This window comes from Pseudomonas sp. ADAK2, assembly GCF_012935755.1.
Taxonomy (GTDB): domain Bacteria; phylum Pseudomonadota; class Gammaproteobacteria; order Pseudomonadales; family Pseudomonadaceae; genus Aquipseudomonas.
In genome coordinates, this window is sequence record NZ_CP052862.1 from 175,500 (window position 1) to 188,345 (window position 12,846).

10 protein-coding genes are annotated in these 12,846 nt (G+C 58.3%); 4 read left to right on the forward strand and 6 right to left on the reverse strand.

The window, feature by feature from the left end:
* Positions 1 to 155: 155 nt before the first annotated feature.
* Positions 156 to 479: a hypothetical protein gene (locus tag HKK52_RS00920; RefSeq protein ID WP_178117436.1), complete on the forward strand. Its 324-nt coding sequence runs from the start codon at positions 156 to 158 to the stop codon at positions 477 to 479.
* A gap of 404 nt (positions 480 to 883) precedes the next feature.
* Here the strand turns inward: HKK52_RS00920 and HKK52_RS00925 are convergent, their stop codons facing one another.
* Positions 884 to 1,108, reverse strand: a complete 225-nt coding sequence (locus HKK52_RS00925; protein ID WP_169368889.1) for a hypothetical protein — start codon at positions 1,106 to 1,108, stop codon at positions 884 to 886.
* Between the two features lie 60 nt (positions 1,109 to 1,168).
* Here HKK52_RS00925 and HKK52_RS00930 point away from each other — a divergent pair, with 60 nt between their 5' ends.
* Positions 1,169 to 3,976, forward strand: a complete 2,808-nt coding sequence (locus HKK52_RS00930; RefSeq protein ID WP_169368890.1) for a multicopper oxidase domain-containing protein — start codon at positions 1,169 to 1,171, stop codon at positions 3,974 to 3,976.
* 193 nt (positions 3,977 to 4,169) lie between these two features.
* Here HKK52_RS00930 and HKK52_RS00935 read toward each other — a convergent pair whose 3' ends face one another.
* Positions 4,170 to 5,000, reverse strand: a complete 831-nt coding sequence (locus tag HKK52_RS00935) for an alpha/beta fold hydrolase (RefSeq protein ID WP_169368891.1) — start codon at positions 4,998 to 5,000, stop codon at positions 4,170 to 4,172.
* A gap of 313 nt (positions 5,001 to 5,313) precedes the next feature.
* On the opposite strand from HKK52_RS00935, the gene HKK52_RS00940 reads away from it, so the two are divergent.
* A complete protein-coding gene (locus tag HKK52_RS00940; RefSeq protein WP_169368892.1) occupies positions 5,314 to 6,018 on the forward strand; it encodes a hypothetical protein in 705 nt (234 codons plus the stop codon).
* A 92-nt stretch (positions 6,019 to 6,110) separates the two neighbouring features.
* Here HKK52_RS00940 and HKK52_RS00945 read toward each other — a convergent pair whose 3' ends face one another.
* Positions 6,111 to 7,184, reverse strand: coding sequence for an NAD(P)/FAD-dependent oxidoreductase (locus HKK52_RS00945; protein ID WP_169368893.1), 1,074 nt, complete (start codon positions 7,182 to 7,184; stop codon positions 6,111 to 6,113).
* Between the two features lie 164 nt (positions 7,185 to 7,348).
* The gene (locus tag HKK52_RS00950; RefSeq protein ID WP_169368894.1) at positions 7,349 to 9,208 is read right to left on the reverse strand and encodes an ABC transporter ATP-binding protein; all 1,860 of its coding nucleotides are present in this window, start codon (positions 9,206 to 9,208) and stop codon (positions 7,349 to 7,351) included.
* Positions 9,209 to 9,679: 471 nt separating this feature from the next.
* On the opposite strand from HKK52_RS00950, the gene HKK52_RS00955 reads away from it, so the two are divergent.
* On the forward strand, positions 9,680 to 10,048 hold the full coding sequence (locus HKK52_RS00955) for a DUF6124 family protein (protein ID WP_169368895.1): 369 nt from the start codon (positions 9,680 to 9,682) through the stop codon (positions 10,046 to 10,048).
* Between the two features lie 100 nt (positions 10,049 to 10,148).
* Here HKK52_RS00955 and HKK52_RS00960 read toward each other — a convergent pair whose 3' ends face one another.
* Together HKK52_RS00960 and HKK52_RS00965 are read right to left on the reverse strand one after the other, a co-directional pair.
* Positions 10,149 to 11,327 carry a trans-sulfuration enzyme family protein gene (locus HKK52_RS00960; protein WP_169368896.1) on the reverse strand — a complete coding sequence of 393 codons (1,179 nt, stop codon included), beginning with the start codon at positions 11,325 to 11,327 and terminating at the stop codon, positions 10,149 to 10,151.
* Positions 11,324 to 12,700 carry a pyridoxal-phosphate dependent enzyme gene (locus HKK52_RS00965; RefSeq protein WP_169368897.1) on the reverse strand — a complete coding sequence of 459 codons (1,377 nt, stop codon included), beginning with the start codon at positions 12,698 to 12,700 and terminating at the stop codon, positions 11,324 to 11,326. The genes HKK52_RS00960 and HKK52_RS00965 overlap by 4 nt, the downstream gene beginning before the upstream one ends.
* Positions 12,701 to 12,846 lie beyond the last annotated feature (146 nt).

Below are 12,846 nucleotides of genomic sequence, written 5' to 3' on the forward strand. Positions count from 1 at the left end.
CAGGGGAGGGCAATGGATGCCCTCCCGTTTTTTAAAGAGCCTGGTCGTTAGTTCGGCCGAAAATGCGCGTACCACCCTGTCAGAACGGTATGTCGGTTCGTGGAAAACGCTCGATTAACTATTTGACCAGATAATGGAAAAAGGGGAGTCCGACCTTGAACATTTCAACGTCTTTCGCCATGAGCAGCCTGTTGTTTTCGCTCGCCGCTTCCGCTACCGGGATTATTCCGGTCTTCGACCTGGACTTCACCCGAACAGCAACAACAACGCTGCAAAAACTGGGCATCAATGACGCGTGTATTATCTCCGCTTCAAATCCCGATGCGTTTACCTATTGCCGAGAAGGGTCGTCAACGCTCTGGAAGTATCAAGTGCTGGATCTAGAGCAGCAGGCAGCAATGCAAATGGGCGAAATGCGGCCTTCGACGGGCTATCATCGAATTACTGTCGTGCAACTCAATAGCACTGCCTGCGAATAAAGTTACGTTGCGCCAGTGGTAAAACCGGTTATTAATCGCGGACTTATCCTCGCCTGCTCTCCCTGTTTCTGTTTATTGTGTTTCGACACGCCCGCCCAGTTGTAAGCCAAACGTGATGAAGGCTCCCCGCAGAATCTTAATTGCTGAACAGGCATATAAGACTCCAGGCTGCGCCTATCGAAGAAATGAAAAGCATGAGTACCAGCGTGAGGATGAGCGGCTCGCCTTGCATGAAAGTAACTCCTCAAAAGGGCTGGCAATGCGCGCCTGATCGGCGGCGCAGGTGTTTTTCAAACATCGTTTGCATGTAAAGGAAGTGCCTTTGAAGGCGTTAGTTAACACACAGCATTCTCTATGCCAAAAAACTTAATAACCTATAACTCCTGGCCGGCAACGCGGCCTGATTACATGGCCAGTTCGCCAGCAAAAAAGTTGATACAGGACGCGGGTAATACAGCCCATTTGTGGGGAATTCCGCTCACTGTGGGTATGGCAATATCACTCAAATGGGTCACCTGATAATGGGGGTGAACTTTCCCCGCTAGCGGGTGCCTTGCCCCACCATTGGCATATGGATATTTATAAGCCGTTGTTTTGTTGAGTATTAATACTTCTTTAAAAACTGTCATTTCTGGCGAGTTCCTTGCACTGGCCCCATTACCCCATTCACCACTTCGAGGCGGCTAGAGATGGACAGTAAAGCGCGGCACCCCTTCAAATGGTTCGGCCTCCTGACGCCTCTGAGCGTCCTTCTGACAATGGCGCTGGGCACGGCGACTCTGCGTGCCAGCCCCATCGATGACGAGCGACAACCAGAACCTTCCGACCCCTCGGCTTACCACGATGAACCGGCTGACAAAGCAGGAGCCTTGAACGCCATTTTGACCATGCCCCCGGCTAACCTCGACTCCTTCGACTTACCGGCTGGCGTCAAAGGCAGCAAAGACACCACACGCCTGGAAAACATCCTGCCGCCAGCGGTGCAGACCAGTTTCAATTACCCTACTAACGGAAAACCCAGCCCGCTGTACGGGGCGCTGCCGTTCACTCAGCAAATGGCGTTGTTCGAAGAATTCGGTCTGGAAAAACTCGACCCTACGACACCGGCGGCACTGTTGCCGTTTCCACCCGCCGCCATCGGCCCGCTGCCGCAACAAGATCCCACCAGCGCCGCTCGTAGCGCCCCACCGAGTACGGCGCTCGACGCGTTCTTGCGTCAACCAGGCTTGACTCCGTTCCCCAGCCATTATTCCAACGTGGTCGACCGTAACCCGTGGCAGAAGCAAATCGAATTTTTCCTCAACCGCCGTATCGGCTCCTCGGCTGAAGGCCGTCCGCCAGGAAAAGGCTGGTCGCACCAGCGCTGGAACGAGTTCTACCCGCAGGCTGCCTACAAGACGGTGCAAACCGGCGCACGGTTGAATACCGGCTTGCGTGACAGTCGTCAGATGCACCGCTATGCCATGGGCGAGTTTGGCCCCGGTGGCCTCTATTACAATGTGGCTGGCCTGCCGGCGACCGCAGGGACCTCCAAAGGCGTTGAACCGCGGTTTCACCCGAAAATGCCGATACAGAATCACAACTCGGTGTGGACCTTCGATGGCACCTTGCCGCCCAAATTGCTCATGGTGCGTTACGGGCAACCCGTGTTGATGCGCCACTACAACGGCTTGCCGATCGACCCGTCGGCAAACATGGGATTTGGTCTGCACACAATCACCACCCACGAACACAACGGTCACGCACCGGCGGAAAGCGACGGCTATGCCAACGCATTTTTCTTCCCTGGGCAATTCTATGACTATCGCTGGCCAATCCAGCTGGCCGGCTACGACAGCATCAACACCAAGGCTGAAGACCCGCGTGCAGCGTTTCCGTGCGCGCCGGGCGAAACCCTGTGGACCAACGACCTCACCCCCAGCCGCAAGACCTGCGACAACGGCATGATCAAGGTTCGCGGTGACTGGCGCGAAACCATGAGCACCCACTGGTTCCACGACCACATGCTCGATTTCACCGCGCAGAACGTCTACAAGGGCAACGCGGCGATGATGAACTACTACAGCGCCCTGGACCGCGGCAATGAATCGGTGAATGACGGCGTCAACCTGCGCCTCCCCAGCGGCAGCGCCTTGCCCTGGGGTAACCGCGACTACGACGTTAACCTGATGTTTGCCGACAAGGCGTGGGATAAGAACGGTCAACTGTGGTTCAACCCGTTCAACACTGACGGCTTTCTCGGTGACCAGGTGCTGGTCAACTGGAAGTGGAAACCGACCCTGGACGTGCGCGCCCGCAGCTATCGGTTCCGTATGCTCAATGGCTCCGTCTCGCGCTACTTCAAACTGGCGCTGGTGCGCGAGATCAAGGGCACCAGCGGCGAGTTCCAAGGGCCTGTCGGGTCAGGCGTGTCGTATGCCCGCGTGCCGTTCCACATGATTGCCAACGACGGCAACATCATGGAACACAGCGTACCGTTCGACGGCACCATGGACCTCGACGCCGACGGTGATAAACAGAACCACAACGCGATCCTGCCAACCCTGGGCATCGCCGAGCGTTTCGACATCATCGTTAACTTCTCGAAAAACGGGGTCAAACCGGGCGACAAGCTGTTCTTCGTCAACCTGTTGGTGCATCAAGACGGCAAGGGCCCGGAAGAACCCGTCTCCCTGGCTGACGTGTTGTCCGACAAATACAAGGCGATCCTCAAGCAAACCAGCAAGGGGCCGAAGTGGGAAGACGGTGATCCGGCGGTAGGCAAGGTGTTGCAATTCAACGTCAAGGCGTACACCGGCCAGGACCTGGCCATGGACCCGGCTGCTTATGAACCGGCCAAACCGGGCAAGGCTGAAGGCCTGGTGATGATCCCGCTGAAGATTCACCGCGAAAACGCCGCCGATAAAGCGTTGCTGGCCAACGCCCGTCACCGCACCTTCACCTTCGGCCGTTCTGATGGCACCGATGAAGCACCGTGGACGGTCAAGACCGACGGCGGTTTCGGGTTTCGCATGGACCCGCGCCGGCTGAACGTCTCGACCAAACTGGCCAGCGGTCCGACCGACGCGGGCGTCACGGGGTACGGCACGCTGGAAGTGTGGCACATCAAAGGCAGCGGCACGGGCTGGAGCCACCCGGTGCACGTGCACTTCGAGGAAGGCATCATCCTTAGCCGTGGCGGCAAGCTCCCACCGGAATGGGAAAAATGGGCACGCAAGGACGTGTATCGCATCGGTTCGGAAAAGGATGGTACGGACAATGTCGAGATAGCGATCAACTTCCGCGAATTCGCCGGGACGTACATGGAGCACTGTCACAACACTCAGCATGAGGACAATTCCATGCTGCTGCGCTGGGACATTGAAAAACCCGGGCAATTCCAGCTGATGCCGGTTCCGTTGCCCAGCTGGGATGGCGTGCGCTACGTCAACTCCGCCGCGCTGCCAACCTTCCGCACTGGCGATGGCTACGGCCCTAAAGCGGTGGTCACACCCTGAACCGCGAGGGAGCCGACATGAACATGCATACGTCGCGCTCCCTCGCCCTGGGCTGCTCCTGATTTTGATAGGGGTCACCTGTCACCATATTTGCCGCTCCGAGGCTATCAACCCTTCCTTGTGGTGATGTGAGAAGCGATCAGACCTTATCGACGCCGCGACGGCGATCAGACCGCCGTCACGACGTGAGTGCTCAACCGCGAATAAACGCCAACAAATCAGCATTGATCTGATCCGCATTGGTCGTCGGCATACCGTGCGGGAAGCCCGGGTAGGTCTTGAGCGTTGCATGCTTCAACAGTTTGGCCGACAGCGGCGCCGAGTCGGCAAACGGCACAATCTGATCATCCTCGCCATGCATGACCAGCGTCGGCACCTCAATCGCCTTCAAATCTTCTGTGAAATCAGTCTCGGAAAACGCCTTGATGCAGTCGTAATGCGCTTTGGCGCCGCCCATCATGCCTTGACGCCACCAGTTATCGATGACGCCCTGCGAGGCCTTGGCCCCGGGTCGATTGAAGCCATAAAACGGCCCCGCTGGCACGTCCACATAAAACTGCGCGCGGCTGGCAACCAATGCCGAGCGGAACCCGTCGAACACTTCCAGGGGCAACCCGCCGGGGTTCTTCTCCGACTTGACCATGATCGGCGGCACCGCACTGATCAATACAGCCTTGGCCACGCGCCCCGGTTTGGCTCGCGCGGTGTAGCGTGCAACTTCACCGCCACCGGTGGAATGGCCGACATGAATCGCGCCCTTGAGGTCGAGCGCATCGGTCAGCTCGATGACGTCGGCGGCGTACGTGTCCATTTCATTGCCTTCCCACGTTTGCGTCGAGCGCCCGTGCCCGCGACGGTCGTGGGCGATCACCCGGTAGCCTTTGAGCAGGAAGAACATCATCTGGTTATCCCAGTCGTCCGCGCTCAAGGGCCAGCCGTGGTGAAACACGATCGGCGTCGCGTCCTTCGGACCCCAATCCTTGTAGAAAATCCGCGTTCCGTCTTTGGTCGTGATTGCGTTCATGGCGTGTATCCCCTTGTGATCTGGTGGGTGTGGGGTGTGCAAAAGGGAGCTGGCTCGTGGTCGCGAACGACGGGGCACGAACGGGCTTGGTCAGTGTAGAAGACGGGCGGGGAGGGGCGCTTTGAAGCGATGGGTGGGCTTGGCGTTCTTCGAAAAAATATCTGTCCCCCGTTTTGACTTATTTTGACCGTTAATTTAAAGCATTCCATGCTGCCGATTTGCGACTCGTAGTTATGCCTCTTGCGTAACTCCCCATAGTGACTACGCTAGATTACTGGCAGTAAGCCATTAACTAAAAAGCTGGGGGATCAGCATGAAAAAGATACTGTTGCTTCTTTTAGTGATGTTGTCAGGCTGCAGCACATCTAACGTTTATCTTGGTATCCAAGGTGCGGCTTGGCGAAAATACGAGGCTTTTTCTGCACCGCAGTTTGCAGTGGGAGTGATAGAGACGTCTGGGAGAAATCGATTTGATCCGAAGGGAAGTATCAAGGTTTCTGATTTTCCGATTGTAGCGCAAACTACGATTTACTCAGCGGAAACTGCGCAGGCGGCCATCGAAGCTGAAGGTAAAATGAAACCTGGCACGGTTGATTTGAACGGACGCTACAAAACTGAAATAGAAAATCGTCAGTACGGAACATATGTGATTTTTCGGACATTAGAGCCATATACACTCGTTAAAATAATGAATGCTCCGGAAAATCGTACAATAATGGAGCAGCTGAAGGCAGAGTCACGCCAGCCGGTAATTATTACTGGTACTGCGGTATCGTACAGAAATATTAGCAATTCAAAGATTCATCAGTCTCTGGAAGGTAATGCTTCGATCAGCATTGGTGTCGTAGACACTCCATCGGTTCGTCTAGGTGTAGAGAATAGCAGTGAGAAAAGTACTGTTCTCAGTGACGGTACAGTCTTCGCTTATGAGTACTCTGTAATCCAATGGGATAGTAGCGTTGCTTATGCAAGGGTTAAGGGCCTTGAAATAGATAGACCCGCAAATCCGTGGTTCTAACGTGAAAAAGGGACAGATCTATTTTCTTCGATAGCCGACTGGAAAATAGATCTGTCCCCTTATAGCCGAAAATAGATCTGTCCCCTTATAGCCTACGCTTGGAAGAATCGATCGGGCCGGCATGGGCAAAGGGCACTGGACGCCTTGTCATCGATGATTTCCTCGCTGGCAAGGCGTCCCACTACCGCCGCCAAAGTCACTCCAGGGTGCATTGCACAAACATAGACGCCGCCCACTTTTGGTAGATAACCAATGACGGGGATGCCATCGGCAGGCATGGGCCTAAGTCCGACACAAGCCCATTCCGGATCTATGGAAACAACACCATGGAGTTCGTTCTGGATGGTCTTGGCAGTTCGAAGCGCTATCGCTGCCGGCTGATTTTCCATGGCGTCGTCCAGGTAATCTTCTGCCGCCAGCAACGCACCATCCGAACTTTGTCTCACTTCCATTTCAGGGCTGGAGATGAGGGTGTGCACGAGATTGGGTTGTGACTTGTAACGGATGAAAATGGCAGGCGAGGCCTCTATTGGCAGGGACACTTCAAGCATGTCTGCCAGCTTCGTGATGCCTGTTCCGGCTGCCAATACGACAATATCGGCATCGATGATGCCTTTTGTTGTTTCGACTCCGGTCACCTTTGCACGCTGGGTTACAAAGCCGAGCACCCGCGTCTGAGTGAGAATCTTCGCCCCATGTGCCTGGGCACCTGCGATCAACGCATGCGTAGCTGCCACTGCGTCCAGCGCCCCTTCTTCAGCCACATACACAGCAGACTGAGGAGGATTCTTGAGATTTGGTTCAAGGTCGAGAATCTGCGATCGAGACACCAGGTTTGCCCAAGCTTGGCTACCTGAGATCTGCAGCTCTCCACTTGCCATCACGCTGTAAGACAAGGCTCCTGTCCATCGTATCTTCAGACCAGGCAGCTGCGTTTCGAGTCGGCGGTACTCCTTGATTGCAGAACCGCGCAGTTGCGCAATTGGGTCAGGTTCGGGGTGTGAGGTATTGATCCAAGCGAATGAACTGCCAGTCACTCCCGAAGCTATTCCTTGAGCCTCGACCAAGGTGACATTCGCGCCTTTACCGGCCAAGTGATACGCCAATGACGCGCCCACGATGCCTGCACCAATGACAACAACCCGTTTACCCTGACCATTTCCCATATCAACCTCCGTTCTGTCGATGTGCCGATGGTACGACAGCTGGATGATTTCATGACATGAGAGCCTGATCGTTCAGGACGCTTTTTGACTGTCTGCTTCTGGCTGAAAGCACCCCTCACCAAGTAGCGCCGATCATGACGCCCATCGCTCCCCGAACGTCCCACTCAAACCTGATCCAACACCTCAACCACACCCTTATCCTCCCCCAGAAAACCCCCGCTCTGATGCTGCCAAAGCCGCGCATAAACTCCATTCTTCGCCAGCAACTCACTGTGCGTACCCTGTTCGATAATGCGTCCGTCGTCCATGACGATGAGGCGGTCCATGGCGGCGATCGTGGACAGGCGATGGGCGATGGCGATTACGGTTTTGCCTTGCATCATTTCATCGAGGCTTTCCTGGATGGCGACTTCGACTTCCGAGTCCAGCGCGCTGGTGGCTTCGTCCAGCAACAGGATCGGGGCGTTTTTGAGTATGACCCGGGCGATCGCGACGCGTTGGCGCTGGCCGCCTGACAGTTTGATACCGCGTTCACCCACCAGGGTGTCGTAGCCGCTATGGCCTTGGCGGTCGCTGAGTTGGCTGATGAATTCATCGGCCTGGGCATTGGCGGCGGCGTGGCGGATTTGCGCGTCGGTCGCGTCGGGACGGCCGTAGGCGATGTTGTCGCGGATGGAACGGTGGAGCAGGGAGGTGTCCTGCGTGACCATGCCGATGGAGGCGCGCAGGCTGTCTTGCGTCACTTTGGCGATGTTCTGGCCGTCGATGCAAATCTCCCCGCTGTCGACGTCGTAGAAGCGCAGCAGCAGGTTGATCAGCGTGGATTTACCCGCGCCTGAGCGGCCCACCAGGCCGATTTTTTCGCCCGGGCGGATGCTGAGGTTCAGGCCACTGAGCACTTGGCGTTCGCCGTTGTAGTTGAAACTCACATTGTTGAAGGTGACCGCGCCGCCGGAGGTCTGCAGCACGCCCGCATCCGGCGCGTCCTGCACTTTGGTGCCGAGGGTCAGCGTCGCCATGCCATCCTGGGCGGTACCGATGCTTTCGAACAGCGAGGTCATTTGCCACATGATCCAGTTCGACATGCCATTGATCCGCAAGGCCATGGCGGTGATTGCCGCCACGGCGCCGGCGCCGACCGCACCCTGGTGCCACAGCCACAGGGCGTAACCGCCGGCGGCCATGATCAGCGCCACCACCAATGCCTGGTTGACGATCTCGAACTGGCTGACCAAGCGCATCTGCCGGAAGCCGGTTTGCTTGAAGTCCTCCATCGCGGCACGCGCGAAATGCGCTTCGCGATTGGAGTGGGAGAACAGTTTCACCGTGGTGATGTTGGTGTAGGCGTCCGAGATACGCCCGGTCATCATCGAGCGTGCGTTGGCCTGTTCCTGTCCGACTTTCCCCAGCCGGGGCACGAAGTACCACATGGCCAGCCCGAACAATACGAACCAGGCCACGAAGGGCAGGATCAGTTTCAGGGCGAAGCCGCCGGCCAGCGCGATGATCGCGATGAAGTAAACGCCAATCCCCGGGAGGATTTCGATCAGCGTGAACAGCACGTCACGCACGGCCAGCGCCGTCTGCATCACCTTGGTGGTGACGCGTCCGGAAAACTCATCGGAAAAAAACGAAAGGCTTTGTCGCAGCATCAGGCGATGGAAGTCCCAGCGCAGGCGCAACGGCAAATTGATCGCCAATACCTGGTGCTGCACCATCGTGCGCAACGCCACCAGCCCGACGCTGGTCACCATGACAATGCCCATGCCCCACAACACGCGACTTTCCTGCGCCGCCGCTTCACCGCCGGCCTGCCAGGTCGAGAGCAGGTCCACGATCTGCCCGAGGAAGGAAAACAGCCAGGCTTCGTAAATCGACACACCGGCACTGAGCAGCGCCAGCGCAAGGATGTAGCCGCGAGCACCGCGCGTGCAGGCCCACAGAAATCGGGCCAGGCCATCGGGTGGCGGTGGTACCTCGTCGGGAGGGAAGGGGTCGAGCCTTCGTTCAAACACACGAAGCATGGTGGTCTCCAAAACGTTCAAGTTGAGGGAGTTTGCCATTGAACGGTTGTGTTGAGGGTCTGAAGGTTCGCCTTCGCGACGGGCGCTGATGTTTGATGCGCATAAACATGTTTAACGACGATCGTTTAACGACACTCGGTGTTACGTCATAAACGGCTACATCGCCTTGCGCCGTTACCTACGCGTACGCCAGAATCCGCCGGCTTGTGCGGCTGTGGGGTGGGCTATATCGTTTCCGGGTCACTGCAAAACAGTGATCGGGTTTGGTAGCCCGCCTCGTTATCAGTCGCATGGCAACACCTTATGACGTCTCTTTTTTGGGACTCTGTTTTTATGGTGGTCATGCGTGGGGCTCCTTTGTGAGCGCCGGGTTTCCTGATACGACCGGTCTACCAACCCACGCATGGCCGCCACCCAATCGTTTGGTAGCGAGGGTGATGGCTCCTTAAATTCGTATTAGGAGTTCCATCTATGTTCAAAGTTACGCCCAACCCCCCAGATACCAATCCAGTGCCCTACGACGCCTCTTTTGATCTTGATCCCCAAAAGCTGAAAGCGTCGGCCGACCGCGCACTCAAGTTCTACCTCAACCCCGGGGCGACGAAAACGCAGATACCGCCCCGCAAATCCGGCACCTTTTTCACCATCGACGCAGCGGTGGATGACGAAACGTTGCTGGTCGAGGCCTACGACTCGTTGTCATCGGCCCGTGCGATGGTCAACGACCTCATCGAGCTGGCGGACGGCCCGCGACGCCACACCATGCTGGTGCTGCACCGGACGCTGCTGATGGGTGAGCTGGCGGTCAATCGCGTACTGGATAACCACAAGCCCGGCTAATCACCCGGCCCTGTAGGAGCGAAGCTTGCTCGCGAAGGCGTCAGACCTGACACACCGCGTCAACGTTCTTCGCGGGCAAGCCTCGCTCCTACAGTTTCATTCAAATCAACGCCAACGCCTGCGCCAGATCCGCCCGCAAATCCTCCACATCCTCAACCCCCACCGACAACCGCACCAACCCATCACCAATCCCCAACTGCGCCCGCGTCGTCGCCGGAATGCTCGCATGGGTCATGATCGCCGGATGCTCGATCAAACTCTCCACGCCACCCAAGCTCTCGGCCAGGGCGAAGATTTTCACGTTCTCCAGGAAGCGTGTGGCGCCGGCCAGATCAGTGTTCAGGTCAATCGAAATCATCCCGCCAAACCCCCGCATCTGCCGCCGCGCCAGTTCATGCTGCGGATGTGACGGCAGGCCCGGATAGTAGACGCGGGACACTTGCGGCTGGGCTTCCAGCCATTGCGCCAGTTCCAGCGCGTTGCTGCAGTGACGCTCCATGCGCAGGGCCAGGGTTTTCACGCCGCGCAGGGTGAGGAAGGCGTCGAACGGGCCGGAGATCGCGCCGACCGAGTTTTGCAGGAAGCCCAGGCGTTCGGCCAGTTCCGGGTTTTGCCCGACGATGGCGATGCCGCCGATGACGTCGGAGTGGCCGTTGAGGTATTTGGTGGTCGAGTGCACGACGATGTCGAAGCCCAGCTCCAACGGCCGCTGGATCCAGGGGCTGGCGAAGGTGTTGTCGGCGACGCAGATGATGCCGCGGTCGCGGCAGGTGCGGGCGATGGCGCTGAGGTCGGTGAGGCTGAGCAGGGGATTGCTTGGCGTCTCGACCCAGACCATGCGCGTGTCGTCTTGCAGCGAGGCTTCGAAGTTCGCCAGGTTGGTCAGGTCGACGTAGCTGAAGCGATGCCCGGCGCTGCGTTGACGCACCTTGTCAAAGAGGCGGAAGGTGCCGCCGTACAGGTCGTTGCCGGAGACGATGTGCGAGCCGGCGTCGAGCAGTTCGAGCACGGTGGAGATCGCCGCCAGCCCGGAGGCGAAGGCGAAGGCCTGGGTGCCGCCCTCGAGGTCAGCGACGCAACGCTCCAGGGCAAAACGCGTCGGATTGTGCGAGCGCCCGTAATCGAGGCCTTTATGCACGCCGGGGCTCGACTGCAAGTAGGTGGAGTTGGCGTAGATCGGCGGCATCAGCGCTCCGGTGGACGGGTCCGGCACCTGGCCGGCGTGGATCACCCGCGTGGCGAAGGCGCGAGGCGCACCGGTTTCATCGTGCTGACTCATGTAAGGGATCTCCGTAAATGATTGAGTAGGTCGACGCGGGTAATCAGGCCGTGGAAGCCTGAGGCGTCGGCGATGATCGCCACCAGCCCGCGATCGAGTTCGGCTTGCAGTTCAGGCAGGCTGGCGCCGGGCGACAGGGTTTGCACCTTGTCGGTCATCGCGCTGGCCACGGTCAAGCGAAAGTGCGAGGCGTCTTCCTGCATGCCGAGCAGAATGTCCGATTCATCGATCACGCCGACCAGTTGCTTGCCATCCACCAGCACCGGCAGTTGCGACACATCCGCCAGGCGCATGCGCTGGAACGCGGTGAGCAGGGTGTCGTCCGGGCCGACGCTGATTACCCGGCCATCCTCGAAGCGCCGGGAGATCAGGTCGCGCAGGTCGCCGTAGCGTTTGTATTGCAGCAGGCCCTGATCATTCATCCATTGGTCGTTGTAGACCTTCGACAGGTAGCGGGTGCCGGTGTCGCAGACAAAGGTGACCACGCGTTTTGGCTCGGTCTGTTCGCGGCAATAACGCAGCGCTGCGGCGAGCAAAGTGCCGGTCGACGAGCCGCCGAGAATGCCTTCGGCGCGCAGCAGTTGGCGTGCGTGGTCAAAGCTTTCTTCATCGCTGATCGAGTAGGCGTGGCGCACGCTGGAGAGGTCGGTGATCGACGGAATGAAGTCTTCGCCAATACCTTCCACCGCCCATGAGCCGGGCTTGCCGAGGAGGCCGCTGCGGCTGTATTCGGCCATCACCGAACCGACCGGATCGGCCAGGACCATTTCCAGGTCCGGCTGAACACGCTTGAAGAAACGGGTGAGCCCAGTCAGCGTACCGGCCGAGCCGACGCCAACCACTATCGCATCCAGATCATGCTGGGTCTGCGCCCAGATCTCCGGCGCGGTGCTGCATTCGTGGGCCAACGGGTTGGCCGGGTTGTTGAATTGATCGGCGAAGAACGCGTCGGGAATTTCCTTGGCCAGCCGCGCCGCCACATCCTGGTAATACTCGGGATGGCCCTTGCCGACATCGGAGCGGGTGATGTGCACTTCGGCGCCCATGGCCTTCAAGTGCAAGACCTTCTCGGTCGACATCTTGTCCGGCACCACCAGCACCACCCGATAACCCTTGGCCCGGCCAACCAGCGCCAGGCCCAAACCGGTGTTGCCAGCGGTGGCTTCGACGATGGTGCCGCCGGGTTTCAGGCGACCATCGCGCTCGGCGGCATCGATCATCGCCAGGCCGATGCGGTCCTTGATCGAACCGCCGGGGTTCTGCGATTCGAGTTTGAGAAACAGCGTGCACGGGCCGGTATCGAAGCGGCTGACACGCACCAGCGGCGTGTTGCCGATCAGTTCGAGAACGGCGGGGCGGGAGTTGTTTGGCATGGCGTCACCTCCTGTGGGGGTCAGCAACTGGCGGCGGAGTGCCACCTGCCAGTCGCAGGCAAATCACGCTTGGACCATAGGCCGGGTTGACGCCCTCTGCAACCGAGTGTCGCCATTCGGTAAGGGTGCGACGCTGTTACTTGCAG